This is a genomic window from Streptococcus sp. Marseille-Q6379 (assembly GCF_965119505.1).
Genome location: NZ_CBCPLV010000001.1, coordinates 1,244,605 through 1,271,079, shown reverse-complemented (window position 1 = coordinate 1,271,079; position 26,475 = coordinate 1,244,605). Strand labels below are relative to the sequence as shown.

The window sequence follows — 26,475 nt, the reverse complement described above, 5'->3', positions numbered from 1 at the left end:
AAGGTATCATCCAGCTGCTTCTAGTTTATTATAATGTATTCTAGGTCGTATTAAAGGTGTTTACCTTCATATTTTATGGTTGAACCGTTCATGTGTTTGACTCGAGCTGAGATTTCTTTGTGGCGTCCTTTAACCATTGGGCGTGCCTGTGGATTTCCTAGATAACCGCAAGTACGTTTGACAACATCAACTGTTTTAGGATCTGTGTTGCCACAGTTAGGACACATGAATCCACGTTCTGTTGGGGTGAAGTCCCCTTCAAAGTCACACTTGTAGCATTTATCTATTGGAGTATTCGTTCCAAGATAACCGACACGGTCATAAGCAAAGTCCCAGACAGCTTCGAGTGCTTTAGGGTTTTGCTGGAGGACTGGATATTCACAATAATGGATGAATCCACCAGTTGCGCCAGCTTCTGGGTAAGCTTTTTCGAATTCTAATTTTTCAAATGGTGTTGGATTTTTACGAACATCGTAGTGGAAAGAGTTGGTGTAATATTCTTTATCTGTGATATCAGTCACGACACCGAATTTTTCGGTATCCAAACGACAGAAGCGATCAGTCAAACTTTCTGATGGTGTTGAATAAACAGAGAAATGATAATCATATTCGTCAGACCAACCTTCACAAGCATTTTTCATAGCTTTTACGATATTTAAAGAAAATGCCTTGGCTTCTAGATTTGTCTCCCAGTCACTACCATAAAAAACAGATGCTACTTCATAAAGCCCAATATAACCAAGTGATACGGTTGCACGGCGATGTTTGAAGAGTTGATCTACATTGTCGAATTTACCTAGACGTTGGCCAAAGGCCCCATACTGATAAAGTATAGGCGCATTAGCAGGTGTAGCTTCTTTGACACGTTCAACTCGATAAACGAGTGCATCTTTGGCAATTCCCATTCTTTCTTCAAAAATTTCCCAAAATTTATCTTGGTCTCCCTTAGATTCTAAGGCAATTCGAGGAAGATTAAGGGTTACAACCCCCAGATTCATTCGTCCAGAATTAACTTCAACACCATTTTCATCCTTCCACCCCTGTAGGAAGGAACGACATCCCATAGGAGCCTTGAAGGAACCCGTCAATTCAATGACTTTGTCATATGATAGGACATCCGGGTACATACGCTTTGTTGCACATTCAAGAGCTAGTTGCTTAATATCGTAGTTAGGTGAGCTAGGCTCTAAGTTAAGTCCACGTTTTAAGGTAAAAATCAGTTTAGGGAAAATAGCTGTACGGTGTTCGGAGCCAAGTCCTAAAATACGAACTTGTAGGATAGCCTTTTGGATTTCACGCTCAAACCAGCTTGTTCCCAAACCGAAACCTAGAGAGGTAAAGGGAGTCTGTCCATTTGAAGTGAAAAGCGTATTAATCTCATATTCAAGAGATTGCATAGCATCGTAGATATCTTTACGCGTTTTGGCGCGTGCATAATCTTCACGTTTTTCTTCAGCTACCCACTCTTTAGCATCAGCTAAGTGTTTTTTGTAGTTAAGTTTTGCGTAAGGAGCTAAAAACTCATCGATACGGTCAGCAGTACAGCCACCATATTGACTAGAGGCAACATTTGCGATGATTTGTGAAATTTGTGCTGTTGCAGTTTGAATGGATTTAGGACTTTCAACTTCTGCGTTACCAATTTTAAAACCATTTGCCAACATGCCTTTGAAGTCAATCAAACAACAGTTGGTCATAGGTGTGTAGGGGCTATAGTCTAAATCGTGGAAATGGATATCTCCCTTTTGATGAGCATTTGCCACGTGTGGAGGAAGCATTTTAAGTCCTACAGATTTTCCGACAATTCCTGCGGTTAAATCACGTTGTGTATTGTAAAGGTCGCTATCTTTATTAGCATTTTCATGAACAACAGCTTGATCTTTATTAACAAGTTTACTGATGGTGAAATTAATGTCAGTAGCCTGAGAACGCTCAAAATCACGTTTGGTACGATAGTTAATATATTCTTGAGCGATAGTATATTCGTTAGCTTCGAGTAACTCGTGCTCTACAATGCTTTGGATTTCATATATTTTGATATTTTGAGTGAAGCGGTCATTGATTTCAGCAACAATACGGTTGGCAATTCCCTCCAACTTTGCTTCAATTAAGGGTGTGATAGGTGTAATAGCTTCACTCGCTTTGAGAATAGCTTCATATATTTTACTTGAATCAAAGACAACCATACGACCATCACGTTTGATGACTTTGATATCAGGGTTGGTTGTAACCTTTTCTTTTTCTAATGTAATCATCTAAAAATCACCTCGTTACTAATTATAGCACTAGGCAAAAAAAAATCAATATATTGTGGTATATTTTTATTCCAACCACTATATATTGATTTTTTGACCTATTTTAGGACATAAACAGTGTATCGTTTAACGCCTTTTACAGGGGCCTTTTTATAGTTTTTTGAAAGTGTAGATTTAACCTCAGAAGGTAGTTGTGTATCCTGTTGGACAACGATATATTGTGCTGAATCTTGGATAATAGTATCCGAAAGAGCTTTCTGATGACTAGATTTAGCTGTGTTAAGTTCTGGAAGAACAAATTGTGAGGCTGCTTTACGACTGCTTTCCAAATAAATCTTTGCTGAGGAATCGTAAACGTAAATCGTTTCATCTTTCTTGGTATTTTTAGAGAGGTAATTTGCAACAGTACTACGTTCAGTATTATTTCCTAAATTAAATAGGAACATAATGATTGGCATCGCAAAAGCGAATGCAAAGACTGCAATAGGTAAGAAGTAATTACGGCTAAGGAAGATACCAAAAACTTTAAGTGTGTGAATCTGGTTACCATTACGACGTCGGTGAGAAGTTCGCTCTGCTCTCTTTTTAATAGCATCATCTAAAGAAAGTGCTGTTAAGACTAGACCATAAGGTACGATATTGAGCATACTGTAAAGTCCAAAGCTTTGAGAGAATAAGCTGTAAACCACTGTAAAGATAAAACTAAGGAGCAGTACCCACTTGATGCTCTTATCTTTAGCCTCGCCAAGAAGGTGGTTGCTTGTAGTAAGTGCACCAATAAGTAACCCAGAGCCTAAAACAGCAAAGCTTTGATAGGCTAATGTAAGTAGAAAGTCATTTTTTTCTACAGCGAGTTGTGTAAAGTTGTAAACCAAAACTTGGTTAATGTAGTCCGATGTAATTTGTAAATTAAGGATAAAGTAAAGACATAGATACAATACTAGAATATTACCAAAAACAATACAAAGAACTTGATAAAAACCACGAGCAAAGTGTTTGTTGACAAGGTTGTAAACGAATATTGTCACAAGTGACAATATCCAGAAAATAAGAGTTCGAGCTTCAAAGAGGGCCCCGGCAGTTCCAGCAAAGCCGTAAAGAATAAAGGCTTCGTCACGACTATGACCCGCAAAGTAACGAGTTAAGAAGAAGATTGCACCTAGGACAAAAGGCATAGCAAATTGGATAGGGTAAAGCCCACCAAAACCAAGTGTTCCATTAGTGACATAGAAAATAATACTAATTAGAGTGGCAATTTCCTTCTTACTTGTCATGTGCATGACAGTCTTGTAAAGGTAACTACCAGAAAGATAGTAGGCGAGGAATTGTATAGGAATTAGCCAAAGCGTTGATCCTAAACGGAAAGCCAGAGAAACCAGGAGGTAATAAAAGAATCCACCTGTCGCAAAAAAGTCAGAGTAAGGTAAGCTACCATTGGCAAACATTTTTGCAATATAAAGGTTTTGAGACTGTATATTATTGGCAAAGTCTGTAAAGCAGGGAACTGATATACTAAAAATACTTAAGATCAAACTGAAAATCAGGATATGACCTTTATGCTTCCATGGAAGTGAGATCTTAGTTTTTTTCTCTATTTGAGAAGAATCTGATTCTTCGGTATGTCCTTGAATTGTCACTTCAATCTTTTCGGATTGACTATCTTGTGTATGAGATCGATGGTGGCTTCGATGATAACCTTGGTAGCCACTTGAATCTACAGTATTGTCTTCGTTGTATGGACTCACAATTAAACTCCTTTGTTGACATTTGGAAAGTTATAAATAGAAGGGTCTTGCCTCCTAATTGTCTTATTTAAAGTATATCAGATAATACCATTTAGTCAATTTTCCTCTAATTTCTTACATTTAATAAAAAATATCTAAAAAAGAGACTGAAATACAATATCCCAATCTCTTTTTAACAAGCCAATTCTTTGCCTATGGCATTGAATATTTTTAGTTTTCGTCGATAAAGCTATTGAAAACTTCTTCAATCATATCCCATTCAGCATCTGAATCTTCAGGGATTGGTTGAAGGTCGCCTTCAGTACCGTCTTCATTTTCAGTGAATGAGTATGCTTGTATTTCGATTTCTCCATTAGCATCTTCTTCAGCACCAGCTGGTACTAAAAGAACATAGTTTTTACCAAATTCTTCGCGTCCATCAATAGTCAACAAGATTTCAAAAAGTGTTTCATTTCCTTGTTCGTCTACTAAAGTGATGACTTCATGATCATGGTTGTGGTCGTGATTGTGTGACATATTGTTCTCCTTTTTGAAGAGAGCGCTGAATAGTGAGGAAAATCTAGTATATTTGCTTGTCAGTTTACTAGATTGTCACTTGACTATTAGGTCTCTATTACACTTTCTTAAAACATTCGATCGAGGTAGTTTTGTAGAATAAGTTGGGCAGCTAATTTATCAATAACTTTTTTACGTTTTCCACGGCTGACATCTGCTTGTTCAACTAACATACGCTCGGCTTGAACAGTTGTCAAGCGCTCGTCTTGGTAATCTACAGGAATTCCAAAGATTTCCTTGATTTTGTCACCATAGGCTTTGCTTGCCTCAACACGTGGTCCTTCAGTGTTATTCATGTTTTTAGGAAGACCAACAACAAATTTTTCTACCTTATATTCTTTAACGAGCTCGCCTAGTCGGTCGAAACCAAACTCTTCAGCCTCCTCGTCAATTTTGATAATTTCAACGCCTTGGGCTGTAAAACCGAGGGGGTCACTAATCGCAACTCCTACTGTTTTTGAGCCAACATCAAGTCCCATTACTCGCATTAGAGGTCAATTCCATTTCCTTTAAGATAATAGCGAACGAGTTCTTCAACGATTTCATCACGTTCGTATTTACGAATCTGGTTACGGGCGTCATTATAACGCGGAACATAAGCAGGGTCACCGCTCAGAACATAACCGACGATTTGGTTGATAGGATTATAACCTTTCTCAGCCAACGAACGGTAGACATTTGTCAAAGTATTACTGATTTCATCTTTGCTACCGTCGTCTAGGTTGAAACGAACAGTTTCATCTGTAAATCCCATACTGACACCTTCTTTCTATAAGAATTATCTGTTAGTTCTTTATTATAACATAAGTATACCCAAAAGGGAAAGATGATAAATAAAAAAAGAGACGACTAAAGTCATCTCTCTTAATATCCAATAAGATTAAACGCGTTCAACTTTACCAGATTTAAGCGCACGAGCTGAAGCCCAAACTTTTTTAGGTTTACCATCAACAAGGATAGTAACTTTTTGAAGGTTAGGTTTAACGGCACGTTTAGTTTTGTTCATAGCGTGTGAACGGTTGTTTCCAGAAACAGTTTTACGTCCTGTAAAGTAACATACTTTAGCCATTTCGTGTTTTCCTCCTAGGTAGAATTTATTACGGATGTGCTAGCACCACATACCAAAACATTCTATCATAAGAATTTAGGTTTGACAAGAACTATTTATGATTTCTTTTTGTAACAAAATAGTATATGCTTATTATAATAAGAAAAAATCAGTTAAAAAAGGAGAGAAGATGCCAGATAATCTTGCTCTACGCATGCGTCCACGTACAATTTCAGAGGTGATTGGTCAGAAGCATCTGGTTGGTGAAGGTAAAATTATTCGCCGTATGGTAGAAGCTAATATGCTATCGTCAATGATTCTCTACGGGCCACCAGGAATCGGGAAGACCTCAATAGCTAGTGCTATTGCAGGAACAACAAAATTTGCTTTTAGAACCTTTAATGCTACAGTTGATAGCAAGAAACGCCTGCAGGAAATTGCGGAAGAGGCTAAATTTTCAGGTGGCTTAGTTCTGCTCCTAGATGAGATTCATCGTTTAGATAAAGCTAAACAAGACTTTTTATTACCACTCTTAGAGAATGGTAATATTATCATGATTGGGGCTACAACGGAGAATCCGTTTTTTTCTGTAACACCAGCCATCCGTAGTCGTGTACAAATATTTGAGTTGGAACCACTCTCTAACGAGGATATTAAGGAAGCTATCCTAGGTGTTTTAGAGGACAAGGAGCGTGGTTTTGACTTTGATGTCCAGTTAGATGATGATGCTCTAGATTTTATTGCTACAGCTACTAATGGTGATTTACGTTCAGCTTATAATTCGTTGGATCTAGCTGTCATGTCGACGCCAGCTTCAGAAGATGGGCTTCGCCATATTACTTTAGATACAGTGGAAAATAGTTTACAACGTAGCTATATCACCATGGATAAAGACGGTGATGGACACTATGATGTGCTCTCTGCTTTGCAAAAATCTATTCGAGGCTCTGATGTTAATGCCAGTCTTCATTATGCAGCGCGTTTGATTGAAGCAGGAGATCTCCCTAGTCTAGCGCGGCGCTTGACTGTGATTGCATACGAGGATATTGGTTTAGCTAATCCTGATGCGCAAGTTCACACGGTTACAGCTTTGGAAGCTGCACAGAAAGTAGGTTTCCCAGAGGCGCGTATTTTGATAGCCAATGTAGTTGTTGACTTAGCTTTATCTCCTAAGTCGAATTCTGCTTATATGGCTATGGATGCTGCCTTGGCAGACCTTAGAAAATCAGGAAATTTACCGATTCCTCGTCATTTGAGAGATGGGCACTATGCTGGAAGTAAGGAACTGGGCAATGCACAAGATTACAAGTATCCCCATGCTTATCCTGAAAAGTGGGTCAAGCAACAATACCTTCCGGATAAATTAAGAGGTGTGAATTATTTCCAACCCAATGAAACCGGGAAATATGAAAGAGCTCTTGGAGCTAATAAAGACCGAATCGATAAGTTATCTAGATAATGCGAGAGGAATCAACGAAAACGATTGCAAAAAAATTGATTTTTCCTCTTGCAATAATTTTCAAAAGTGGTATTATAAAAACATAGAAATTGCTGTGGTATACGAATCCACATATAAGTGTTGACCGACTAATTTTTGTATTATCGGGAGACAGAGGTCTATTAACAGTGTGCAGGCTGGCTCACCCAGAAGCAACTGAAGTTAGTAGCGAGTCGCCCACCTGCTTTTTTACGTCGCGGGTTCAATACAAACCGTGGATCATCGGTACCAATACAGCATCCAGCCTCCTTAGCTCAGTTGGTAGAGCAGTGGACTCTTAATCCATGGGTCACAGGTTCGAGCCCTGTAGGGGGTATCTTAATATCGGAAAGAGACTTGCTTATAAGTCTCTTTTTTATTTCTCTAAGAAAGAACTCACTTTAAACAGAACTTTACGTGCTTGTTTGTCTAAACGAGAGTTGTTCCCAATAATAATTTCTTCTAAATATATGCTATGTGTTATGATAATAGTCAAGAAACAGAATTGAAAAAGGAGACATGAGTTGAAAATTGCAATCATTGGCTATAGTGGTTCTGGAAAGTCGACTTTGGCAAATTTTTTAGGTCAACACTACAATTGTGAGGTACTTCATTTAGATAAAATTCATTTCACATCAAATTGGCAAGAGCGAACAGTTGATGAAATGACTGACGATATATCAACATTTATGCTACAAAGTGATTGGATTATTGAAGGGAATTACTCGGCCTGTCTTTATGAAGAACGTATGAGGGAAGCTGACTGTATTGTCTATTTCAACTTTAACAGAGTTAATTGTCTCTATCGGGCGTTTAGGCGTTATTTAACATATAGGGGAAAGACACGTCCTAGCATGGCAGAAGGCTGTAATGAAAAATTTGATTTTGCATTTGTGAAATGGATTTTATTAGACGGACGTTCTAAAAAATATGTAGAGCGATATAATGCAGTTGTTAAAAATTATTCTGACAAGACAATTATTTTAAAGAATCAAAGGCAGTTAAATAATTATATGAAGCAGGTTAAATAGCTGATAGTTATACATAAGAAGCAAGGTTAAAAATATATAGTAAATAACTAGTTGCAATCTTAGCTATAACTGTCAGAATATTTTGTAAGAAGCGCTTTCAACGTTGAACAAATAGACTTTTTTCTGCTATAATAAACTGTAACGCAAAACTTGTGGGTGAAATTCCCACCGTGAAGTTTTTCAAGAAAGGTGGGGACAGCCTCGTAAAGGTGGAGCTGTCCGTTATCAAAATAATATGACATCAGTAGTTGTTGTGGGTACCCAGTGGGGTGATGAAGGTAAAGGGAAAATTACAGATTTCCTAAGTCAAGATGCCGAAGTGATCGCACGTTATCAAGGTGGAGACAATGCAGGTCACACGATTGTTATCGATGGTAAGAAATTTAAATTGCACTTGATTCCATCAGGTATTTTCTTCCCAGAGAAAATCTCTGTTATCGGGAACGGTGTAGTGGTCAATCCTAAATCACTTGTCAAAGAGTTGGAATATCTTCATGCAGAAGGTGTGTCAACAGAGAGCCTTCGTATTTCTGACCGCGCACACGTTATTTTGCCGTACCATATTAAACTTGATCAACTGCAAGAAGCCGCCAAAGGTGACAATAAGATTGGTACAACTAACAAAGGTATTGGTCCTGCCTATATGGATAAGGCTGCGCGTGTAGGTATCCGTATTGCAGACCTTTTGGACAAAGAAATCTTTGCTGATCGTTTGAAAACGAACTTAGCTGAGAAAAACCGTCTTTTCAGTAAGATGTATGAAGCTGAAGAATTATCATTCGATGAGATTTTTGAAGAATACTACGCTTACGGACAACAAATTAAGCAATATGTCACAGATACATCCGTTATCTTGAATGACGCTCTTGATGCAGGTAAACGTGTCCTCTTTGAAGGAGCTCAAGGGGTTATGCTTGATATTGACCAAGGTACTTACCCATTTGTAACGTCATCAAACCCAGTTGCGGGTGGTGTTACAATCGGTTCTGGTGTTGGTCCATCTAAAATTAATAAGGTAGTTGGTGTATGTAAGGCCTATACGAGTCGTGTTGGTGATGGTCCTTTCCCAACTGAGTTATTTGATGAAGTGGGTGAACGCATCCGTGAAGTTGGTCATGAATATGGAACAACAACTGGACGTCCACGTCGTGTAGGATGGTTTGACTCAGTGGTGATGCGCCATAGTCGTCGTGTATCAGGTATCACAAACCTCAGCTTGAACTGTATCGATGTTCTCTCAGGTCTTGACACTGTAAAAATTTGTGTAGCTTATGACCTTGATGGTGAGCGTATTGATTACTACCCAGCTAGTCTTGAGCAACTGAAACGTTGTAAACCAATCTATGAAGAATTGCCAGGTTGGGAAGAAGACATCACAGGTTGCCGTAGTTTAGATGAGCTTCCTGAAAATGCTCGTAATTATGTTCGTCGTGTTGGTGAATTGGTAGGTGTACGTATCTCTACTTTCTCTGTAGGACCAGGACGTGAACAAACAAACATCCTTGAAAGTGTTTGGTCAAATATCTAAAGCCAACAAAAGGAGAATCTAGGAAACTAGGTTCTCTTTTCTCACGCCTTAAACATATAGATTAATATGAATATTGCAACTGTTAAAAAAGGTTACTAATTTTTCGATATGATTAGGAAAGAAACCTTTCTATTTGATTAGTTTTTCGGTATAATATGGATTGATTAAATGAAAATTAATGAGAACCTACTTTCATAATTTAAAAGTGTGTTCATAATTTTGACGAAGAAAATAAGTGAGCAGATCTCTTAATAGTTTTGGGCAAGAGGTGAATAATGAATAAGATTGTATTTGTTTGTCTGGGGAATATTTGTCGTAGCCCAATGGCAGAATTTGTGATGAAAGAGCTGGACCAAGAAAAGTCTTTGCATATCGAAAGTCGCGCGACGTCTTCATGGGAGCATGGAAATTCAGTTCATCAAGGAACCCAAAAGATTTTAAGGAAATATGCTATTTCTTTTGACTCTTCCAAGGGCTCACAACAGATTAGTCAGGCTGATTTTGAGTTCTTTGACTTAGTTGTGGGAATGGATGAGTCAAATGTTGAGGATCTTTTACAGATATCTGCAGGGCGTTATGACGATAAAATCAAGCTTTTCAGACCTGGTGGAGTTCCGGACCCATGGTATACAGGTGACTTTGAAGAAACATACAAATTGGTAACTGCAGGTTGTCGAGACTGGTTACAGTGGATTAAGGATAGACAATGAATTTTAAACAACTAAAGGATTTTGATTTTAAAAATATTGATATCGACCGAAATCAATTTGAGCGTATTACAGTAGGGGTTATTATTTTATGCGCCCTATCCTTGTTTTTGGTGACTATAAAAACGCAACATTCTATCAAGATTGATGGGACTAAGATTGCCTATAAAGGTCAGATGCAGAACCATCGTTTGAATGGTCAAGGAACTTTGACCTATGATAATGGTGATACCTATACGGGAGAATTTAAGAATGGTTCCTTTAATGGTCAAGGAACCTTCAAATCTCATGAGGGTTGGATTTATCAAGGAGAGTTCAAGTCTGGTCAAGCCGATGGTCAAGGAAAATTGACTACTGAAAATAAGGTTACCTACAAAGGAAAATTTAAACAGGGGATTTTTAAAGGATGAGAATTAACTGGTTTTCTTATATTCGTGTGACAGGACTTCTTTTGGTTCTGATCTATCATTTCTTCCCAAGTATTCTTCCTGGGGGCTTCATCGGTGTTGATGTCTTCTTTACCTTCTCAGGGTATTTGATTACAGCACTTTTGATTGATGAGGTATCTAGGACGCATCGCATTGATTATCTTGGTTTTATGCGACGACGCTTCTACCGGATAGTACCACCACTTGTGTTGATGGTTCTTATCTGCACCCCTTTGGCACTCTTGGTTCGAAATGATTTTATTGCAGGTATTGGACGTCAAATCACCTCTGTTATCGGTTTTGTAACTAACTATTATGAGATTTTGACCGGGGGAAATTATGAGAACCAATTTAACCAGCATATTTACCTCCATACATGGAGTCTGGCTATTGAGGTTCACTATTATATTCTTTGGGGTGCCTTGCTTTGGTTCCTAGCTAAGCGTGTTAAACATCAAAATCAATTTAGAAGCCTAGTCTTTATGGTATCTCTTGCCTGCTTTATGGTGAGTTTCCTATCAATGTTTATTAGTGCTTTCTTTGTTGATAGTTTTTCTCGCTTATATTTCTCGTCAATTACGCATGCTTATCCGTTTTTCCTAGGTTCGCTCTTTGCGACACTTTCAGGTGTGTATGAAACGACCGCTAGGTTCAAGAAAAATATACGCCTTTGGACTCTGAAAAAGATAGTCCTTTATATGGTAGGAAGTTTTGCCTTGCTCGTATTGTTGGGCTTAGTTCTCCATTTTGAGGAACGCATTACCTATCTATTTGGTTTTGTTTTAGCTAGTTTGTTCACGGCTGTTATGATTTACTCTGCCCGTGTCCTCCATGAGAAATTGCCTGGAAAATCAGAGCCTGCTCTTATTAGTTATTTGGCAGAGATTAGCTATAGTGTCTATCTTTTTCACTGGCCGCTATATATTATCTTTAGTCAATTGACCAATAATATTATTGCAGTCATTCTGACAACGATTCTGTCAATTGTTTTCGCAACACTTTCCTACTATATAATAGAGCCATTTATTGCAGGAAGAAAGGCCAGTCTCTTTGGAATAGATTTAGACTTGACGCCGTACCGACATATTGTGCTTTATGTTTTTAGTGGTCTTACTTTAATTACAGTGCTTATTTCTCTCTTTGCGCCAGCTGTAGGGAACTTCGAGAAAGATTTAGAAGCTAATGGTTTGTCGCAAGCTCAGACTAAGATGAAATTAACGCGTACCAATGCGGAAAACAGTCAGGCTACTTCATTTGGTGTGAATAAGGGAGTGACAGTTTTAGGGGACTCGGTAGCTCTTAGATCAAAAGATCAGCTGGAATCAAGTATTGATAATGTCGCTATAGATGCGGTTGTCAGTCGTAACCTATCAACAATCAATGATTTGCTTAAAGATTACGCGGATAGTAATGCTCTTGCTAAGGATGTTGTCATTGCTGGTGGTGTTAATGAGATTGACGACTATAAAGGCGTTATTAATAAAATCATCAAGAATTTACCTAAGGGTCACCATATTATCTTTGTGACACCATATAATGGTAGTAAATCTGGTAATGAGGCCCAATCTTTGATTCAGTTACGTAAGTATGAGTTAGAGATGGCTAAGAAATACGACTTTGTGACGGTTGCTGACTGGTATCAAGTGGCTAAAGAAAATATTTCTATCTGGAATGGTACAGATGGAGTTCACTTTGGATCTGATAGCGACTCTATTAACCGTGGTGCTAAACTCTATACTAAGACAATTAAAGAAGCTATAGAGAAAGCTGATAAGGCACCAGTTAAGGGTGGTAAGAAATAATCAAAAAAGAAGGCAAGTCTTGTCTTCTTTTTTATGGACAAATTTTGACTGCATTTTTTGTTTTGTGCTAAAATAAGCCTATGGCAAGAATATTAGATAATGATTTACTAGGAGATGAAGAGTATGTTGAGCGTACCCTTCGTCCTCAGTACTTTAAGGAATATATTGGTCAAGATAAGGTTAAGGACCAATTAAAGATTTTCATAGAGGCAGCTAAACTTCGTGATGAAGCATTGGATCATACTCTTTTGTTTGGTCCTCCAGGTTTAGGGAAAACGACCATGGCTTTTGTGATAGCTAATGAGATGGGCGTCAATTTAAAGCAGACGTCTGGGCCAGCAATTGAGAAGGCTGGAGATCTGGTTGCTATACTCAATGACTTGGAGCCGGGTGATATCTTATTTATTGATGAGATTCATCGAATGCCTATGGCAGTGGAAGAAGTACTTTATAGTGCTATGGAAGATTACTACATCGATATCATGATTGGTGCAGGAGAAACAAGTCGTAGTGTTCATCTAGAGTTACCACCGTTCACTTTAGTGGGTGCAACCACACGAGCAGGTATGTTGTCAAATCCATTGAGGGCTCGTTTTGGGATTAATGGTCATATGGAATATTATGAGTTACCAGATTTGAAGGAAATTATAGAACGCACTTCAGAAATCTTTGATATGACTATAACACCTGAGGCTGCCCTAGAGTTAGCACGTCGTAGTCGTGGAACGCCACGTATTGCTAACCGCCTACTTAAGCGTGTGAGAGACTATGCACAAATTATGGGTGATGGCATCATTGATGATAAGATTGCAGACAAGGCGTTGACTATGTTGGATGTGGACCATGAAGGACTAGATTATGTCGACCAAAAAATTCTCCGAACCATGATTGAGATGTATGGTGGTGGACCGGTTGGTCTAGGGACCTTGTCAGTTAATATTGCTGAAGAGCGAGAAACGGTAGAAGATATGTATGAACCCTATCTAATTCAAAAAGGATTTATTATGCGAACACGAACAGGACGTGTTGCAACGGTTAAAGCCTATGAACACATGGGGTACGACTACACTAAAGAAAGTTGATAAAAAATCCATCGAAGGTGGATTTTTTTGTTTAGTCAAAAAGAAAATAAAGAAAAAAGAAAAAAACTTTAAAAATCCCTTGCAATGAGTGGGTTCTTTTGTTATTATATTATGGTGCTGTAAATACAGCGCTTAGCTATGATACAAGAGGTTGCGACACGCCTGGTTGCACTGCCACGCAATCCGTGTTGGTTTTCTTGAGGAGCTAGCCTATTATCTTAAATAGACGAAAGAGGAGAAAAAATGGCAAACAAAAAAATTCGTATCCGTTTGAAAGCTTACGAACACCGTACGCTTGATACAGCGGCTGAAAAAATCGTAGAAACTGCAACTCGCACAGGTGCGACAGTTGCTGGACCAGTTCCACTTCCAACTGAACGTAGTCTCTACACAATTATTCGTGCGACTCACAAATATAAAGATTCTCGCGAACAATTTGAAATGCGTACACATAAACGTCTTATCGACATCATCAACCCAACTCAAAAAACAGTTGATGCTTTGATGAAACTTGATCTTCCAAGTGGTGTGAACGTAGAAATCAAACTTTAATTTAAAGTTTGATTCAATGAGCATAAAAAACGCTCGTTAAAAACTTTTTTGAGCATAAAAAACGCTCATAAAAAACTTTTTGAAAAAACAATAAAGTAAAGGAAATATTTTCTCATGACAAAAGGAATCTTAGGGAAAAAAGTGGGAATGACTCAAATCTTCACTGAAGCAGGTGAATTTATCCCTGTTACTGTCATCGAAGCTACTCCAAACGTTGTGCTTCAAGTTAAAACTGTTGAAACAGACGGTTACGAAGCAGTTCAAGTTGGTTTTGACGACAAACGCGAAGTATTGAGCAACAAACCTGCCAAAGGCCACGTAGCGAAAGCTAACACAGCTCCTAAGCGCTTCATTCGTGAATTCAAAAACATTGAAGGCTTGGAAGTTGGATCAGAAATCACTGTTGACACATTCGAAGCTGGAGATGTTGTTGACGTAACTGGTACTTCAAAAGGTAAAGGTTTCCAAGGTGTTATCAAACGCCATGGTCAATCACGCGGACCTATGGCTCACGGTTCTCGTTACCACCGTCGTCCAGGTTCAATGGGACCTGTTGCGCCTAACCGTGTTTTCAAAAACAAACACTTGGCAGGACGTATGGGTGGCAACCGTGTGACAATTCAAAATCTTGAAGTTGTACAAGTTATCCCAGAGAAAAACGTTATCCTTATCAAAGGTAACGTACCAGGTGCTAAGAAATCTCTTATCACTATCAAATCAGCAGTTAAAGCTGCTAAATAATAAGAAAGGAGAAATCAGTTAAAAATGGCAAACGTAAAACTATTTGACCAAACTGGTAAAGAAGTTAGCACAGTTGAACTTAATGACGCTATCTTCGGTATCGAACCAAACGAATCAGTAGTATTTGATGTCGTAATCAGCCAACGTGCTAGCCTTCGCCAAGGTACTCACGCGGTTAAAAACCGTTCAGCAGTATCAGGTGGTGGACGTAAACCATGGCGTCAAAAAGGAACTGGACGTGCTCGTCAAGGTTCTATCCGCTCACCACAATGGCGTGGTGGTGGTGTTGTCTTCGGACCAACTCCACGTTCTTACGGATACAAACTTCCACAAAAAGTTCGTCGCCTTGCATTGAAATCTGTTTACTCAGCTAAAGTTGCAGAAGATAAATTTGTAGCAGTTGAAGCTCTTTCATTTGCAGCTCCAAAAACTGCTGAATTCGCAAACGTTCTTTCAGCTCTTAGCATCGATTCTAAAGTACTTGTTATCGTTGAAGAAGGAAACAAATTCGCTGAACTTTCAGCACGTAACCTTGCAAACGTAACTGTTGCAACTCCTGCAACTGCAAGCGTACTTGACATCGTAAACGCAGATAAACTTCTTGTTACTAAAGAAGCTATCTCATCAATCGAGGAGGTTCTTGCATAATGAATTTGTATGACGTAATCAAAAAACCTGTTATCACTGAGAAATCTATGATTGCTCTTGAAGCAGGAAAATACACTTTCGAAGTTGATACACGTGCACACAAACTCTTGATCAAACAAGCAGTTGAAGCTGCATTTGAAGGTGTTAAAGTTGCTAGCGTGAACACTGTAACTGTTAAACCAAAACAAAAACGTGTTGGACGTTACACTGGTTTCACTTCAAAAACTAAAAAAGCTATCATCACTCTTACAGCTGATTCTAAAGCAATCGAGTTGTTTGCAGCTGAAGCTGAATAATCAAAGGAGAAATTAACGTGGGTATTAAAGTTTATAAACCAACGACAAATGGCCGTCGTAACATGACTTCTTTGGATTTCGCAGAAATCACTACAAGCACTCCTGAAAAATCATTGCTTGTTTCTCTTAAGAACAAAGCTGGTCGTAACAACAACGGTCGTATCACTGTACGTCACCAAGGTGGCGGACACAAACGTCACTACCGTTTGATTGACTTCAAACGTAACAAAGATGGCGTTGAAGCAGTTGTTAAAACAATTGAGTATGATCCAAACCGTACTGCAAACATCGCTCTTGTACACTACACTGACGGGGTTAAAGCTTACATCATCGCACCTAAAGGTCTTGAAGTAGGTCAACGTATCGTTTCAGGTCCAGATGCGGATATCAAGATTGGTAACGCTCTTCCACTTGCAAACATCCCAGTTGGTACAGTTATCCACAACATCGAGCTTCAACCAGGTAAAGGAGCTGAACTTATCCGTGCCGCTGGTGCTTCTGCTCAAGTTTTGGGTCAAGAAGGTAAATACGTACTTGTTCGTCTTCAATCAGGTGAAGTTCGTATGGTTCTTGGTACATGTCGTGCAACTATCGGTACTGTAGGTAACGAACAACAATCACTTATCAACCTTGGTAAAGCCGGCCGTAATCGCTGGAAAGGTATTCGCCCAACAGTTCGTGGTTCTGTAATGAACCCTAACGATCACCCACACGGTGGTGGTGAAGGTAAAGCACCAGTTGGACGTAAAGCGCCATCTACTCCATGGGGTAAACCTGCGCTTGGTCTTAAAACTCGTAACAAGAAAGCTAAATCTGACAAACTTATCGTTCGTCGTCGTAACGAAAAATAATTTAGTCGCTTAGCACATAACATCCGCCAACTCGGTAGCATTTCTTAGTGCAAGCCGCTGTGGTACATTCAATTTAAAGGAGAAAACTACAAAATGGGACGTAGTCTTAAAAAAGGACCTTTCGTCGATGAGCATTTGATGAAAAAAGTTGAAGCTCAAGCCAATGACGAAAAGAAAAAAGTAATTAAAACTTGGTCACGTCGTTCAACGATTTTCCCAAGTTTCATCGGATACACTATCGCAGTTTATGATGGACGTAAACACGTTCCTGTTTACATCCAAGAAGACATGGTAGGTCACAAACTTGGTGAATTTGCACCAACTCGTACTTACAAAGGTCACGCAGCTGACGATAAGAAAACACGTCGTTAATAGGAGGAGGACACAATGGCAGAAATTACTTCAGCTAAAGCAATGGCTCGTACAGTGCGTGTTTCACCTCGTAAAACACGTCTTGTTCTTGATCTTATCCGTGGTAAGAACGTTGCTGATGCAATCGCAATCTTGAAATTCACTCCAAACAAAGCAGCTCGCATTGTTGAGAAAACTCTTAACTCTGCTATCGCTAACGCAGAAAACAACTTTGGTTTGGAAAAAGCTAACTTGGTAGTATCTGAAACATTCGCAAACGAAGGACCAACAATGAAACGTTTCCGTCCACGTGCGAAAGGTTCAGCTTCACCAATCAACAAACGCACAACTCACGTAACAGTAGTTGTGTCAGAAAAATAAGGAGGTAAACTCGTGGGTCAAAAAGTACATCCAATTGGTATGCGTGTCGGGATCATCCGTGACTGGGATGCGAAATGGTATGCTGAAAAAGAATACGCAGATTACCTTCACGAAGATTTGGCAATCCGCAAATTCATTCAAAAAGAACTTGCAGACGCTTCAGTTTCAACTATTGAAATCGAACGTGCTGTAAACAAAGTTATTGTTTCACTTCACACTGCAAAACCAGGTATGGTTATCGGTAAAGGTGGATCAAACGTTGACGCTCTTCGCGCTCAACTTAACAAATTGACTGGAAAACAAGTACACATCAACATCGTTGAAATCAAGAAACCTGATTTGGACGCTCACCTTGTTGGTGAAACAATTGCTCGCCAACTTGAGCAACGTGTTGCTTTCCGTCGTGCACAAAAACAAGCTATCCAACGTGCAATGCGTGCTGGAGCTAAAGGAATCAAAACTCAAGTATCAGGTCGTTTGAACGGTGCAGATATCGCCCGTGCAGAAGGATACTCTGAAGGTACAGTTCCACTTCACACACTTCGCGCTGATATCGATTACGCTTGGGAAGAAGCTGACACAACTTACGGTAAACTTGGTGTTAAAGTTTGGATCTACCGTGGAGAAGTTCTTCCAGCTCGTAAAAACACTAAAGGAGGCAAATAACAAATGTTAGTACCTAAACGTGTTAAACACCGTCGTGAATTCCGTGGAAAAATGCGCGGTGAGGCTAAAGGTGGTAAAGAAGTATCATTCGGTGAATACGGTCTTCAAGCTACAACTAGCCACTGGATTACAAACCGTCAAATCGAGGCTGCTCGTATTGCCATGACTCGTTACATGAAACGTGGTGGTAAGGTTTGGATTAAGATCTTCCCACACAAATCATACACTGCTAAAGCTATCGGTGTACGTATGGGTTCTGGTAAAGGGGCACCTGAAGGTTGGGTAGCACCAGTTAAACGTGGTAAAGTAATGTTCGAAATCGCAGGTGTTTCTGAAGAAGTTGCACGTGAAGCGCTTCGTCTTGCTAGCCACAAATTGCCAGTTAAATGTAAATTCGTGAAACGTGAAGCAGAATAAGGAGAAGACATGAAACTTGAAGAAATCAAAAAGTTTGTTGCTGAGCTTCGTGGCTTGTCTCAAGAAGAGCTTGCTAAAAAAGAAAACGAACTTAAGAAAGAACTTTTCGACCTTCGTTTCCAAGCTGCAGCAGGTCAACTTGATCAAACTGCCCGTTTGAACGAAGTGAAAAAACAAATTGCACGTGTTAAAACGGTGCAATCTGAAATCAAATAATAGATTGGGAAAGGAGCAATTCTAATAATGGAACGTAATCAACGTAAAACCCTTGTTGGACGCGTAGTATCTGACAAGATGGATAAAACAATCACAGTTGTAGTTGAAACTAAACGTAACCACCCAGTCTATGGTAAACGTATCAACTATTCTAAAAAATACAAAGCACATGATGAAAACAACGTTGCTAAAGAAGGCGATATCGTTCGTATCATGGAAACTCGCCCACTTTCAGCTACAAAACGCTTCCGTCTTGTAGAAGTTGTGGAAGAAGCTGTTATTATCTAATAAAACTAAAAGGAGACAATTGAAATGATTCAACAAGAAAGTCGCTTAAAAGTTGCTGATAATAGCGGTGCTCGTGAAATCTTGACTATCAAAGTTCTTGGTGGTTCAGGACGTAAATTCGCTAACATCGGCGACGTTATCGTTGCAACTGTTAAACAAGCTACACCAGGTGGAGCTGTTAAAAAAGGTGATGTTGTTAAAGCTGTTATCGTTCGTACAAAAACTGGTGCTCGCCGTCCAGACGGTTCATACATCAAGTTTGATGATAACGCTGCAGTAATCATCCGCGATGACAAAACTCCTCGTGGAACTCGTATCTTTGGCCCTGTTGCACGTGAATTGCGTGAAGGTGGATACATGCGTATCGTATCTTTGGCGCCAGAAGTACTTTAATCTGAATTAACACAAACTTAGTCCCCTGAAATGTTCAGGGTGCCCATTAGGGCGTAAGAAATAATAGGAGAAATACTCAAATGTTTGTAAAAAAAGGCGATAAAGTTCGCGTTATTGCTGGTAAAGACAAAGGAACTGAAGCAGTAGTTCTTAAAGCTCTTCCAAAAGTAAACAAAGTTGTTGTTGAAGGTGTTGCAATCATCAAAAAACACCAAAAACCATCAGCTGAAAACCCTCAAGGTGCTATCGTGGAAAAAGAAGCACCAATCCACGCTTCAAACGTTCAAGTTCTTGACAAGAACGGTGTAGCTGGACGTGTAGGTTACAAAGTTGTTGACGGCAAAAAAGTTCGTTACAACAAAAAATCAGGCGAAGTGCTTGACTAATCACGAAGGAAAGGAGAAAGTATTAAATGGCTAACCGTCTTAAAGAAAAATACACTAACGAAGTAATTCCAGCTTTGACTGAAAAATTCAATTATTCTTCAGTTATGGCTGTGCCAAAAGTTGATAAAATCGTTATCAACATGGGTGTTGGTGAAGCTGTAAACAACGCTAAAACTCTTGAAAAAGCTGCTGCTGAGTTGGCACTTATTTCAGGTCAAAAACCATTGATTACTAAAGCTAAGAAATCAATCGCTGGCTTCCGTCTTCGTGAAGGTGTAGCGATCGGTGCTAAAGTTACCCTTCGTGGTGAACGCATGTACGAATTCTTGGATAAATTGGTATCAGTATCACTTCCACGTGTTCGTGACTTCCATGGTGTTCCAACTAAATCATTTGATGGACGTGGTAACTACACACTTGGTGTTAAAGAACAACTTATCTTCCCAGAAATCAACTTCGACGATGTTGATAAAGTACGTGGTATGGATATCGTTATCGTAACTACTGCTAACACTGACGAAGAAGGTCGTGAATTGCTTAAAGGCCTTGGAATGCCTTTTGCAAAATAATCTAGGAGGTAAATAAATTGGCTAAAAAATCAATGATTGCTAAGAACAAACGCCCTGCGAAGTTCTCTACGCAAGCTTACACTCGTTGCGAACGTTGTGGACGTCCACACTCAGTTTATCGCAAATTTAAACTTTGCCGTGTTTGCTTCCGTGAATTGGCTTACAAAGGTCAAATTCCAGGTGTTACCAAAGCTTCTTGGTAAAAACATGGTACATTTAAGTTAGTTTTACCTAATTTGAATGTATTTAACACAATCTGAGCCTAGCTCAATCATTAACTAGCAAGTGAATTATTCAAACTACTAGTAAGAGGAGAAAATATAAAATGGTTATGACTGACCCAATTGCAGATTTCTTGACACGTATTCGTAACGCTAACCAAGCTAAACACGAAGTACTTGAAGTACCTGCATCAAACATTAAAAAAGGTATCGCTGAAATCCTTAAACGTGAAGGTTTCGTAAAAAATGTTGAAGTTATCGAAGATGACAAACAAGGTATCATCCGCGTATTCTTGAAATACGGACAAAACGGTGAACGTGTTATCACTAACTTGAAACGTATTTCTAAACCAGGTCTTCGTGTTTACTCTAAACGTGAAGATGTTCCTAAAGTTCTTAACGGACTTGGAATCGCGATCATCTCTACTTCAGAAGGTCTTTTGACTGATAAAGAAGCTCGTCAAAAGAACGTTGGTGGAGAAGTTATCGCTTACGTTTGGTAAGAAGTTGATACTAAGCGCTTATCTCAAATGATTTGTGCGAGTTTCGTTGTTTATATTCTATGAAACTCATCCCCGTGAAAACTAGTCACTTTGTGGCTTGATAATCTAACAGGAGAATTAAATACTATGTCACGTATTGGTAATAAAGTTATTACTTTGCCTGCTGGTGTTGAAGTAACAAACAACGATAACGTTGTTACTGTTAAAGGACCTAAAGGCGAACTCACTCGTGAGTTTAACAAAAACATTGAAATCAAAGTTGAAGGCAATGAAGTTACACTTCACCGTCCAAACGACTCAAAAGAAAACAAAACAATCCACGGTACTTCTCGTGCAAACTTGAACAACATGGTTGTTGGTGTTTCTGAAGGTTTCAAAAAAGAACTTGAAATGCGCGGTGTCGGATATCGTGCGCAACTCCAAGGAACAAAACTTGTTCTTTCAGTTGGTAAATCTCACCAAGACGAAGTTGAAGCTCCAGAAGGTATTACTTTTGAAGTACCATCTGCAACTTCAATCGTTGTAAGTGGTATTAACAAAGAAGTTGTTGGTCAAACAGCAGCTTACATCCGTAGCCTTCGTTCACCAGAACCTTACAAAGGTAAAGGTATCCGTTACGTTGGTGAATACGTACGTCGTAAAGAAGGTAAAACTGGTAAATAATAGGATTTTATCCTTATGGCAATTCTTTGTGGATTGTCTCTTTACCAAAAGCTCTCATGAGCTAGCATTATAATTAAGAGGTGAAAATTGTGATTTCGAAACCAGATAAAAACAAACTCCGCCAAAAACGCCACCGTCGCGTTCGCGGAAAACTCTCTGGAACTGCTGATCGCCCACGTTTGAACATTTTCCGTTCTAATACAGGCATCTACGCTCAAGTTATTGATGACGTAGCGGGTGTAACGCTCGCAAGTGCATCAACTCTTGATAAAGAAGTTTCTAAAGGAACTAAAACAGAACAAGCCGTTGTTGTCGGTAAACTTGTTGCTGAACGCGCAGTAGCTAAAGGTATTTCTGAAGTGGTGTTTGACCGCGGTGGATATCTCTATCACGGACGTGTTAAAGCTTTGGCTGACTCAGCTCGTGAAAACGGATTGAAATTCTAATAGGGAGGACACTTAATAATGGCATTTAAAGATAATGCAGTAGAACTTGAAGAACGCGTAGTTGCTATCAACCGTGTTACTAAAGTTGTAAAAGGTGGACGCAACATGCGTTTTGCTGCTCTTGTTGTTGTTGGTGACCGTAATGGTCGCGTAGGATTTGGTACTGGTAAATCTCAAGAGGTTCCAGAAGCTATCCGTAAAGCAGTTGAAGCAGCTAAGAAAAACCTTATCGAAGTTCCTATGGTTGGTACAACTATTCCTCACGAAGTTCGTTCAGAATTTGGTGGAGCGAAAGTATTGTTGAAACCAGCTGTTGAAGGGGCTGGGGTTGCCGCTGGTGGTGCAGTTCGTGCCGTCATCGAATTGGCTGGTGTTGCTGATGTAACATCTAAATCACTCGGTTCAAACACTCCAATCAACATCGTTCGTGCGACTGTTGAAGGATTGAAACAACTTAAACGTGCTGAAGAAGTTGCGGCTCTTCGTGGCATCTCAGTATCTGACTTGGCATAAGAAAGGAGATAACAATGGCTCAAATTAAAATTACTTTGACTAAGTCTCCAATCGGACGCAAACCAGAACAACGTAAAACAGTTGTTGCTCTTGGACTTGGTAAATTGAATAGCTCAGTTGTTAAAGAAGACAACGCTGCTATCCGTGGTATGGTCAACGCAGTATCTCACTTGGTAACTGTAGAAGACGTTAAATAAAAATTGATTTAAGTCGTGAGGGTTACCTTGCGACTTAAACTGAATTTCATGTATAGGCGAGTTTCTAATCAAGCTACCTTACTTGGTTAGAGGCGCTAGCATTTTACAAAAAGAGGAGAAAATAATAATGAAACTTCATGAATTGAAACCTGCTGAAGGTTCTCGTAAAGTCCGCAACCGTGTAGGTCGTGGTACTTCATCTGGTAACGGTAAAACTTCAGGCCGTGGTCAAAAAGGTCAAAAAGCTCGTAGCGGTGGTGGCGTACGTCCAGGATTTGAAGGTGGACAAACTCCATTGTTCCGTCGTCTTCCAAAACGCGGATTCACTAACATCAACGCTAAAGAATACGCACTTGTAAACCTTGATCAATTGAACGTCTTTGAAGATGGTACAGTAGTAACTCCAGCAGTTCTTAAAGAAGCTGGAATCGTTCGTGCTGAAAAATCAGGCGTTAAAGTTCTTGGTAACGGCGAATTGACTAAGAAATTGACTGTTAAAGCAGCTAAATTCTCAAAATCTGCTGAAGCAGCTATCACTGCTAAAGGTGGTTCAATCGAAGTCATCTAATGAGGGGTAACTCATTATGTTCTTTAAACTATTAAAAGACGCATTGAAAGTCAAAAACGTTCGTAATAAGATTTTATTTACAATCTTCATTATTTTCGTTTTTCGTGTAGGGACTCATGTAACAGTTCCTGGTATCAATGCGGAAAGTTTGAAACAATTAAGCGATTTACCTTTCTTGAACATGCTTAACTTGGTGTCTGGTAATGCCATGAATAACTTCTCAATCTTCTCGATGGGGGTTAGTCCTTACATTACAGCATCAATCATCGTCCAACTTTTGCAGATGGATATCTATCCGAAATTTGTGGAGTGGGGCAAACAAGGGGAAGTTGGTCGTCGTAAATTGAACCAAGCGACTCGCTATATTACTCTTGTTTTAGCCTTTGTTCAATCGATTGGTATTACAGCAAGTTTTAATACTCTCTCATCAATTTCATTGGTTAAAACACCAAATGTTTCAACCTACCTATTGATTGGGACAATTCTAACTGCTGGTAGCATAATTGTGACATGGCTTGGTGAACAAATCACAGATAAAGGTTTTGGTAATGGTGTGTCAATGATTATCTTTTCAGGGATTATTGCTTCTATTCCAAAAATGTTCTCAACGATTTACGAGGATTTCTTTGTCAATGTTCGTTCAGGAGAATTGACTCGTTCATATATCATAGTTGCTTTGTTAATTGTGGTAGGTTTGGCGATTGTCTTCTTTACGACCTTTGTTCAACAGGCAGAATATCAAATTCCAATTCAATATACTAAATTGGTTCAAGGGGCTCCAACGAGTTCTTACCTTCCATTGAAAGTAAATCCAGCTGGTGTTATTCCCGTTATCTTTGCTAGCTCGATTACAACAATTCCTAGTACTATTCTTCCATTCTTCTCGAAGGTTACATGGTTATCACACTTACAAGGACTACTCTCGTATAATACACCTAGTGGAATGATTACTTATGCGATATTGATTATCTTATTCTCATTCTTCTACACATTTGTCCAAGTAAATCCTGAAAAAACTGCTGAAAATCTTCAAAAGAATGGGTCTTACATTCCTAGTGTTCGTCCAGGTCGTGAGACTGAAAAGTACATGTCTTCATTGCTTAAGAGATTGGCAACAATCGGGGCTGTATTTCTCGCGTTTATTTCATTGGCTCCAATTGCGGCTCAACAGTTTATGCACCTTACAAGCTCAATCGCGCTTGGTGGTACATCTCTCTTGATCTTGATTTCAACTGGTATCGAAGGTATGAAACAACTCGAAGGTTACCTATTGAAACGTCAGTACGTTGGATTTATGAATCTTGAAGACTAAGTCTTCTCATGAACAATTGAGAGGGAAAGAAAGGTTACTTTCTGTCCCTTCTCTTTTGTTTTTTGATAACTCTACCAATGTGTTAAAACCTTGATAGAGTTATTTGAAAACAAAAATAAGGAGTTCGTAAGATGAATCTTTTAATTATGGGTCTACCAGGTGCTGGTAAAGGGACTCAAGCTGCAAAAATTGTTGAAGAATTTGGTGTAGCTCACATCTCAACTGGTGATATGTTCCGTGCTGCTATGGCTAACCAAACTGAAATGGGTGTTTTGGCCAAATCATTCATCGATAAAGGTGAATTGGTACCAGATGAAGTAACAAACGGAATCGTTAAAGAGTGTTTGGCTCAAGACGACATTAAGGAAAAAGGATTCCTTTTGGATGGTTTTCCTCGCACAATCGAACAAGCTCATTCCTTGGATCAAATCTTGGTTGATCTTGGTTTGGAGCTTGATGGAGTAATCAATATCGAAGTGGATCCATCTTGCCTTCTTGAACGCTTGAGTGGTCGTATTATTCACCGCGAAACAGGTGAAACTTACCATAAAGTATTCAACCCACCAGCTGACTACAAGGAAGAAGACTATTACCAACGTGAAGATGACAAACCAGAAACAGTGAAACGCCGCTTGGATGTGAATATTGCTCAAGGTGAGCCAATTATTGCACATTACCGTGAGCTTGGTCTTGTATCAGATATTCAAGGTAACCAAGATATCGACGATGTATTCGCTGATGTTAAAAAAGCGATTGCAGCAATTAAATAATTATATAATCTTACTTGCGTATCAGACTTAAGCATGTTATAATACTTTAGTCTGACTTATAATTGTTACCTCTGTGCTCAGAGGAAATCAAATCGAAATTTTAGGGGGTACTTTTGCGTGGCAAAAGAAGACGTGATTGAAATTGAAGGTAAAGTTGTAGAAACTATGCCTAATGCTATGTTTACTGTTGAATTGGAAAATGGACACCAAATTTTGGCGACAGTTTCTGGTAAAATCCGTAAAAACTACATTCGTATTTTGGTCGGTGACCGTGTGACTGTTGAAATGAGTCCTTATGATTTGACACGTGGACGCATCACATACCGCTTTAAATAATCGAAATAATTGGAGGGATTGAAACATGAAGGTAAGACCATCGGTTAAACCAATTTGCGAATACTGTAAAGTTATTCGTCGTAACGGTCGTGTTATGGTAATTTGTCCAACAAATCCAAAACACAAACAACGTCAAGGATAATATAGAAAGGAGAAATCATGGCTCGTATTGCTGGAGTTGACATTCCAAACGATAAACGTGTAGTAATTTCACTTACTTACGTATACGGTATCGGACTTGCAACATCTAAGAAAATCTTGGCTGCTGCAGGCGTTTCTGAAGACATCCGCGTTAAAGATTTGACAAATGATCAAGAAGACGCTATCCGTCGCGAAGTGGATGCAATCAAAGTTGAAGGTGACCTTCGTCGTGAAGTTAACCTTAACATCAAACGTTTGATGGAAATCGGTTCATACCGTGGTATCCGTCACCGTCGTGGACTTCCTGTCCGTGGACAAAACACTAAAAACAATGCCCGCACTCGTAAAGGTAAAGCTGTTGCGATTGCAGGTAAGAAAAAATAATTAAAATA

The 26,475-nt window shown here is 39.2% G+C and carries 39 protein-coding genes, 1 tRNA gene and 1 other RNA gene; 35 read left to right on the top strand and 6 right to left on the bottom strand.

The genetic code is table 11. The features are described 5' to 3' along the window. Nucleotides 1–50: 50 nt before the first annotated feature. The 6 genes from nrdD to rpmB form a co-directional block, all read right to left on the bottom strand. Nucleotides 51–2,255, bottom strand: coding sequence for an anaerobic ribonucleoside-triphosphate reductase (gene nrdD / locus ACWPVZ_RS06455; protein WP_414341131.1), 2,205 nt, complete (start codon nt 2,253–2,255; stop codon nt 51–53). A gap of 98 nt (nt 2,256–2,353) precedes the next feature. Next, a complete protein-coding gene (locus ACWPVZ_RS06450; protein WP_070576077.1) occupies nt 2,354–4,000 on the bottom strand; it encodes a hypothetical protein in 1,647 nt (548 codons plus the stop codon). A gap of 210 nt (nt 4,001–4,210) precedes the next feature. Then, nucleotides 4,211–4,516, bottom strand: coding sequence for a DUF1292 domain-containing protein (locus ACWPVZ_RS06445; RefSeq protein WP_002887079.1), 306 nt, complete (start codon nt 4,514–4,516; stop codon nt 4,211–4,213). 107 nt (nt 4,517–4,623) lie between these two features. Further along, a complete protein-coding gene (ruvX, locus tag ACWPVZ_RS06440; RefSeq protein ID WP_002887078.1) occupies nt 4,624–5,043 on the bottom strand; it encodes a Holliday junction resolvase RuvX in 420 nt (139 codons plus the stop codon). Beyond that, nucleotides 5,043–5,309: an IreB family regulatory phosphoprotein gene (locus ACWPVZ_RS06435; RefSeq protein WP_002885737.1), complete on the bottom strand. Its 267-nt coding sequence runs from the start codon at nt 5,307–5,309 to the stop codon at nt 5,043–5,045. The genes ruvX and ACWPVZ_RS06435 overlap by 1 nt, the downstream gene beginning before the upstream one ends. 126 nt (nt 5,310–5,435) lie before the next feature. Further along, nucleotides 5,436–5,624, bottom strand: coding sequence for a 50S ribosomal protein L28 (rpmB, locus tag ACWPVZ_RS06430; RefSeq protein ID WP_002885786.1), 189 nt, complete (start codon nt 5,622–5,624; stop codon nt 5,436–5,438). Nucleotides 5,625–5,793: 169 nt separating this feature from the next. On the opposite strand from rpmB, the gene ACWPVZ_RS06425 reads away from it, so the two are divergent. The 35 genes from ACWPVZ_RS06425 (at nt 5,794) to rpsM (ending at nt 26,467) form a co-directional block, all read left to right on the top strand. After that, nucleotides 5,794–7,062 (top strand): replication-associated recombination protein A, encoded by a 1,269-nt coding sequence (locus tag ACWPVZ_RS06425; protein WP_414341133.1) that lies wholly within the window; start codon nt 5,794–5,796, stop codon nt 7,060–7,062. A gap of 86 nt (nt 7,063–7,148) precedes the next feature. After that, nucleotides 7,149–7,344, top strand: a non-coding RNA gene (ssrS, locus tag ACWPVZ_RS06420) — 6S RNA. Beyond that, nucleotides 7,345–7,417: transfer RNA gene (locus tag ACWPVZ_RS06415), tRNA-Lys, on the top strand. Between the two features lie 187 nt (nt 7,418–7,604). Continuing rightward, on the top strand, nt 7,605–8,111 hold the full coding sequence (locus ACWPVZ_RS06410; RefSeq protein ID WP_414341134.1) for a DNA topology modulation protein: 507 nt from the start codon (nt 7,605–7,607) through the stop codon (nt 8,109–8,111). A gap of 235 nt (nt 8,112–8,346) precedes the next feature. After that, a complete protein-coding gene (locus tag ACWPVZ_RS06405; RefSeq protein ID WP_002887072.1) occupies nt 8,347–9,639 on the top strand; it encodes an adenylosuccinate synthase in 1,293 nt (430 codons plus the stop codon). A 275-nt stretch (nt 9,640–9,914) separates the two neighbouring features. Beyond that, nucleotides 9,915–10,349, top strand: coding sequence for a low molecular weight protein-tyrosine-phosphatase (locus tag ACWPVZ_RS06400; RefSeq protein ID WP_049545228.1), 435 nt, complete (start codon nt 9,915–9,917; stop codon nt 10,347–10,349). Further along, nucleotides 10,346–10,756: an MORN repeat-containing protein gene (locus ACWPVZ_RS06395; protein WP_014635145.1), complete on the top strand. Its 411-nt coding sequence runs from the start codon at nt 10,346–10,348 to the stop codon at nt 10,754–10,756. The genes ACWPVZ_RS06400 and ACWPVZ_RS06395 overlap by 4 nt, the downstream gene beginning before the upstream one ends. Further along, nucleotides 10,753–12,576 (top strand): acyltransferase family protein, encoded by a 1,824-nt coding sequence (locus tag ACWPVZ_RS06390; protein WP_454381444.1) that lies wholly within the window; start codon nt 10,753–10,755, stop codon nt 12,574–12,576. Before ACWPVZ_RS06395 ends, ACWPVZ_RS06390 begins: the two co-directional genes overlap by 4 nt. 80 nt (nt 12,577–12,656) lie before the next feature. Beyond that, nucleotides 12,657–13,658, top strand: coding sequence for a Holliday junction branch migration DNA helicase RuvB (gene ruvB, locus ACWPVZ_RS06385; protein ID WP_002892095.1), 1,002 nt, complete (start codon nt 12,657–12,659; stop codon nt 13,656–13,658). Nucleotides 13,659–13,901: 243 nt separating this feature from the next. Next, entirely contained in the window at nt 13,902–14,210 is a 309-nt protein-coding gene (rpsJ, locus tag ACWPVZ_RS06380; RefSeq protein WP_002885653.1) for a 30S ribosomal protein S10, read from the top strand. Between the two features lie 114 nt (nt 14,211–14,324). Then, on the top strand, nt 14,325–14,951 hold the full coding sequence (gene rplC, locus ACWPVZ_RS06375) for a 50S ribosomal protein L3 (RefSeq protein ID WP_002885755.1): 627 nt from the start codon (nt 14,325–14,327) through the stop codon (nt 14,949–14,951). Nucleotides 14,952–14,975: 24 nt separating this feature from the next. Continuing rightward, on the top strand, nt 14,976–15,599 hold the full coding sequence (rplD, locus tag ACWPVZ_RS06370) for a 50S ribosomal protein L4 (protein WP_002885795.1): 624 nt from the start codon (nt 14,976–14,978) through the stop codon (nt 15,597–15,599). Then, nucleotides 15,599–15,895 (top strand): 50S ribosomal protein L23, encoded by a 297-nt coding sequence (locus ACWPVZ_RS06365; RefSeq protein WP_002887066.1) that lies wholly within the window; start codon nt 15,599–15,601, stop codon nt 15,893–15,895. The genes rplD and ACWPVZ_RS06365 overlap by 1 nt, the downstream gene beginning before the upstream one ends. Before the next feature lie 17 nt (nt 15,896–15,912). After that, nucleotides 15,913–16,746, top strand: a complete 834-nt coding sequence (gene rplB / locus ACWPVZ_RS06360) for a 50S ribosomal protein L2 (protein WP_002887065.1) — start codon at nt 15,913–15,915, stop codon at nt 16,744–16,746. 93 nt (nt 16,747–16,839) lie between these two features. Further along, complete coding sequence (gene rpsS / locus ACWPVZ_RS06355) at nt 16,840–17,118, top strand: 30S ribosomal protein S19 (RefSeq protein WP_000533765.1); 279 nt, start codon at nt 16,840–16,842, stop codon at nt 17,116–17,118. A 15-nt stretch (nt 17,119–17,133) separates the two neighbouring features. Further along, a complete protein-coding gene (rplV, locus tag ACWPVZ_RS06350; protein WP_002887063.1) occupies nt 17,134–17,478 on the top strand; it encodes a 50S ribosomal protein L22 in 345 nt (114 codons plus the stop codon). 12 nt (nt 17,479–17,490) lie between these two features. Next, entirely contained in the window at nt 17,491–18,144 is a 654-nt protein-coding gene (gene rpsC / locus ACWPVZ_RS06345) for a 30S ribosomal protein S3 (protein ID WP_002885727.1), read from the top strand. 3 nt (nt 18,145–18,147) lie between these two features. Continuing rightward, on the top strand, nt 18,148–18,561 hold the full coding sequence (rplP, locus tag ACWPVZ_RS06340; RefSeq protein ID WP_000960950.1) for a 50S ribosomal protein L16: 414 nt from the start codon (nt 18,148–18,150) through the stop codon (nt 18,559–18,561). Between the two features lie 9 nt (nt 18,562–18,570). Continuing rightward, entirely contained in the window at nt 18,571–18,777 is a 207-nt protein-coding gene (gene rpmC, locus ACWPVZ_RS06335; RefSeq protein ID WP_002885754.1) for a 50S ribosomal protein L29, read from the top strand. A 27-nt stretch (nt 18,778–18,804) separates the two neighbouring features. Beyond that, on the top strand, nt 18,805–19,065 hold the full coding sequence (gene rpsQ, locus ACWPVZ_RS06330; protein ID WP_002885836.1) for a 30S ribosomal protein S17: 261 nt from the start codon (nt 18,805–18,807) through the stop codon (nt 19,063–19,065). 24 nt (nt 19,066–19,089) lie between these two features. Further along, nucleotides 19,090–19,458: a 50S ribosomal protein L14 gene (gene rplN / locus ACWPVZ_RS06325; protein WP_002885711.1), complete on the top strand. Its 369-nt coding sequence runs from the start codon at nt 19,090–19,092 to the stop codon at nt 19,456–19,458. An 80-nt stretch (nt 19,459–19,538) separates the two neighbouring features. Next, nucleotides 19,539–19,844, top strand: coding sequence for a 50S ribosomal protein L24 (gene rplX, locus ACWPVZ_RS06320; protein ID WP_002885874.1), 306 nt, complete (start codon nt 19,539–19,541; stop codon nt 19,842–19,844). Nucleotides 19,845–19,870: 26 nt separating this feature from the next. Then, nucleotides 19,871–20,413, top strand: coding sequence for a 50S ribosomal protein L5 (gene rplE / locus ACWPVZ_RS06315; protein WP_002887058.1), 543 nt, complete (start codon nt 19,871–19,873; stop codon nt 20,411–20,413). Nucleotides 20,414–20,430: 17 nt separating this feature from the next. Further along, complete coding sequence (locus ACWPVZ_RS06310; RefSeq protein ID WP_001085699.1) at nt 20,431–20,616, top strand: type Z 30S ribosomal protein S14; 186 nt, start codon at nt 20,431–20,433, stop codon at nt 20,614–20,616. Between the two features lie 122 nt (nt 20,617–20,738). Beyond that, on the top strand, nt 20,739–21,137 hold the full coding sequence (gene rpsH / locus ACWPVZ_RS06305) for a 30S ribosomal protein S8 (protein WP_002885642.1): 399 nt from the start codon (nt 20,739–20,741) through the stop codon (nt 21,135–21,137). A 126-nt stretch (nt 21,138–21,263) separates the two neighbouring features. Next, entirely contained in the window at nt 21,264–21,800 is a 537-nt protein-coding gene (rplF, locus tag ACWPVZ_RS06300; RefSeq protein WP_002887056.1) for a 50S ribosomal protein L6, read from the top strand. A gap of 89 nt (nt 21,801–21,889) precedes the next feature. Then, nucleotides 21,890–22,246 carry a 50S ribosomal protein L18 gene (gene rplR, locus ACWPVZ_RS06295; protein ID WP_002885810.1) on the top strand — a complete coding sequence of 119 codons (357 nt, stop codon included), beginning with the start codon at nt 21,890–21,892 and terminating at the stop codon, nt 22,244–22,246. An 18-nt stretch (nt 22,247–22,264) separates the two neighbouring features. Continuing rightward, on the top strand, nt 22,265–22,759 hold the full coding sequence (gene rpsE / locus ACWPVZ_RS06290) for a 30S ribosomal protein S5 (protein WP_002885626.1): 495 nt from the start codon (nt 22,265–22,267) through the stop codon (nt 22,757–22,759). Nucleotides 22,760–22,773: 14 nt separating this feature from the next. Further along, nucleotides 22,774–22,956 (top strand): 50S ribosomal protein L30, encoded by a 183-nt coding sequence (rpmD, locus tag ACWPVZ_RS06285; RefSeq protein ID WP_002885773.1) that lies wholly within the window; start codon nt 22,774–22,776, stop codon nt 22,954–22,956. A 127-nt stretch (nt 22,957–23,083) separates the two neighbouring features. After that, on the top strand, nt 23,084–23,524 hold the full coding sequence (gene rplO / locus ACWPVZ_RS06280) for a 50S ribosomal protein L15 (RefSeq protein WP_110980794.1): 441 nt from the start codon (nt 23,084–23,086) through the stop codon (nt 23,522–23,524). A 16-nt stretch (nt 23,525–23,540) separates the two neighbouring features. Then, nucleotides 23,541–24,836, top strand: a complete 1,296-nt coding sequence (gene secY, locus ACWPVZ_RS06275; RefSeq protein WP_002892081.1) for a preprotein translocase subunit SecY — start codon at nt 23,541–23,543, stop codon at nt 24,834–24,836. A 131-nt stretch (nt 24,837–24,967) separates the two neighbouring features. Beyond that, nucleotides 24,968–25,606 carry an adenylate kinase gene (locus ACWPVZ_RS06270; RefSeq protein WP_454381429.1) on the top strand — a complete coding sequence of 213 codons (639 nt, stop codon included), beginning with the start codon at nt 24,968–24,970 and terminating at the stop codon, nt 25,604–25,606. A 117-nt stretch (nt 25,607–25,723) separates the two neighbouring features. Further along, the gene (gene infA / locus ACWPVZ_RS06265) at nt 25,724–25,942 is read left to right on the top strand and encodes a translation initiation factor IF-1 (RefSeq protein ID WP_001040189.1); all 219 of its coding nucleotides are present in this window, start codon (nt 25,724–25,726) and stop codon (nt 25,940–25,942) included. A 25-nt stretch (nt 25,943–25,967) separates the two neighbouring features. Continuing rightward, nucleotides 25,968–26,084 carry a 50S ribosomal protein L36 gene (rpmJ, locus tag ACWPVZ_RS06260; RefSeq protein ID WP_000868345.1) on the top strand — a complete coding sequence of 39 codons (117 nt, stop codon included), beginning with the start codon at nt 25,968–25,970 and terminating at the stop codon, nt 26,082–26,084. A gap of 17 nt (nt 26,085–26,101) precedes the next feature. Next, on the top strand, nt 26,102–26,467 hold the full coding sequence (gene rpsM / locus ACWPVZ_RS06255; RefSeq protein ID WP_002885820.1) for a 30S ribosomal protein S13: 366 nt from the start codon (nt 26,102–26,104) through the stop codon (nt 26,465–26,467). Nucleotides 26,468–26,475: the final 8 nt, after the last annotated feature.

Coding starts and splice junctions, on each gene's coding strand:
- rpmC (WP_002885754.1), top strand. CDS start 18,571: ATGAAACTTGAAGAAATCAAAAAGTTTGTTGCTGAGCTTCGTGGCTTG.
- rpsS (WP_000533765.1), top strand. CDS start 16,840: ATGGGACGTAGTCTTAAAAAAGGACCTTTCGTCGATGAGCATTTGATG.
- rplX (WP_002885874.1), top strand. CDS start 19,539: ATGTTTGTAAAAAAAGGCGATAAAGTTCGCGTTATTGCTGGTAAAGAC.
- rpsQ (WP_002885836.1), top strand. CDS start 18,805: ATGGAACGTAATCAACGTAAAACCCTTGTTGGACGCGTAGTATCTGAC.
- ACWPVZ_RS06425 (WP_414341133.1), top strand. CDS start 5,794: ATGCCAGATAATCTTGCTCTACGCATGCGTCCACGTACAATTTCAGAG.
- ruvX (WP_002887078.1), bottom strand. CDS start 5,043: ATGCGAGTAATGGGACTTGATGTTGGCTCAAAAACAGTAGGAGTTGCG.
- ACWPVZ_RS06400 (WP_049545228.1), top strand. CDS start 9,915: ATGAATAAGATTGTATTTGTTTGTCTGGGGAATATTTGTCGTAGCCCA.
- ACWPVZ_RS06270 (WP_454381429.1), top strand. CDS start 24,968: ATGAATCTTTTAATTATGGGTCTACCAGGTGCTGGTAAAGGGACTCAA.
- rplP (WP_000960950.1), top strand. CDS start 18,148: ATGTTAGTACCTAAACGTGTTAAACACCGTCGTGAATTCCGTGGAAAA.
- ACWPVZ_RS06390 (WP_454381444.1), top strand. CDS start 10,753: ATGAGAATTAACTGGTTTTCTTATATTCGTGTGACAGGACTTCTTTTG.
- rpsH (WP_002885642.1), top strand. CDS start 20,739: ATGGTTATGACTGACCCAATTGCAGATTTCTTGACACGTATTCGTAAC.
- ACWPVZ_RS06445 (WP_002887079.1), bottom strand. CDS start 4,516: ATGTCACACAATCACGACCACAACCATGATCATGAAGTCATCACTTTA.
- nrdD (WP_414341131.1), bottom strand. CDS start 2,255: ATGATTACATTAGAAAAAGAAAAGGTTACAACCAACCCTGATATCAAA.
- rpsE (WP_002885626.1), top strand. CDS start 22,265: ATGGCATTTAAAGATAATGCAGTAGAACTTGAAGAACGCGTAGTTGCT.
- ruvB (WP_002892095.1), top strand. CDS start 12,657: ATGGCAAGAATATTAGATAATGATTTACTAGGAGATGAAGAGTATGTT.
- secY (WP_002892081.1), top strand. CDS start 23,541: ATGTTCTTTAAACTATTAAAAGACGCATTGAAAGTCAAAAACGTTCGT.
- ACWPVZ_RS06395 (WP_014635145.1), top strand. CDS start 10,346: ATGAATTTTAAACAACTAAAGGATTTTGATTTTAAAAATATTGATATC.
- rpmD (WP_002885773.1), top strand. CDS start 22,774: ATGGCTCAAATTAAAATTACTTTGACTAAGTCTCCAATCGGACGCAAA.
- ACWPVZ_RS06405 (WP_002887072.1), top strand. CDS start 8,347: ATGACATCAGTAGTTGTTGTGGGTACCCAGTGGGGTGATGAAGGTAAA.
- rpmB (WP_002885786.1), bottom strand. CDS start 5,624: ATGGCTAAAGTATGTTACTTTACAGGACGTAAAACTGTTTCTGGAAAC.
- rpmJ (WP_000868345.1), top strand. CDS start 25,968: ATGAAGGTAAGACCATCGGTTAAACCAATTTGCGAATACTGTAAAGTT.
- rplV (WP_002887063.1), top strand. CDS start 17,134: ATGGCAGAAATTACTTCAGCTAAAGCAATGGCTCGTACAGTGCGTGTT.
- rplF (WP_002887056.1), top strand. CDS start 21,264: ATGTCACGTATTGGTAATAAAGTTATTACTTTGCCTGCTGGTGTTGAA.
- rplN (WP_002885711.1), top strand. CDS start 19,090: ATGATTCAACAAGAAAGTCGCTTAAAAGTTGCTGATAATAGCGGTGCT.
- rplC (WP_002885755.1), top strand. CDS start 14,325: ATGACAAAAGGAATCTTAGGGAAAAAAGTGGGAATGACTCAAATCTTC.
- rplE (WP_002887058.1), top strand. CDS start 19,871: ATGGCTAACCGTCTTAAAGAAAAATACACTAACGAAGTAATTCCAGCT.
- rpsJ (WP_002885653.1), top strand. CDS start 13,902: ATGGCAAACAAAAAAATTCGTATCCGTTTGAAAGCTTACGAACACCGT.
- rplO (WP_110980794.1), top strand. CDS start 23,084: ATGAAACTTCATGAATTGAAACCTGCTGAAGGTTCTCGTAAAGTCCGC.
- rpsM (WP_002885820.1), top strand. CDS start 26,102: ATGGCTCGTATTGCTGGAGTTGACATTCCAAACGATAAACGTGTAGTA.
- rplD (WP_002885795.1), top strand. CDS start 14,976: ATGGCAAACGTAAAACTATTTGACCAAACTGGTAAAGAAGTTAGCACA.
- ACWPVZ_RS06365 (WP_002887066.1), top strand. CDS start 15,599: ATGAATTTGTATGACGTAATCAAAAAACCTGTTATCACTGAGAAATCT.
- ACWPVZ_RS06435 (WP_002885737.1), bottom strand. CDS start 5,309: ATGGGATTTACAGATGAAACTGTTCGTTTCAACCTAGACGACGGTAGC.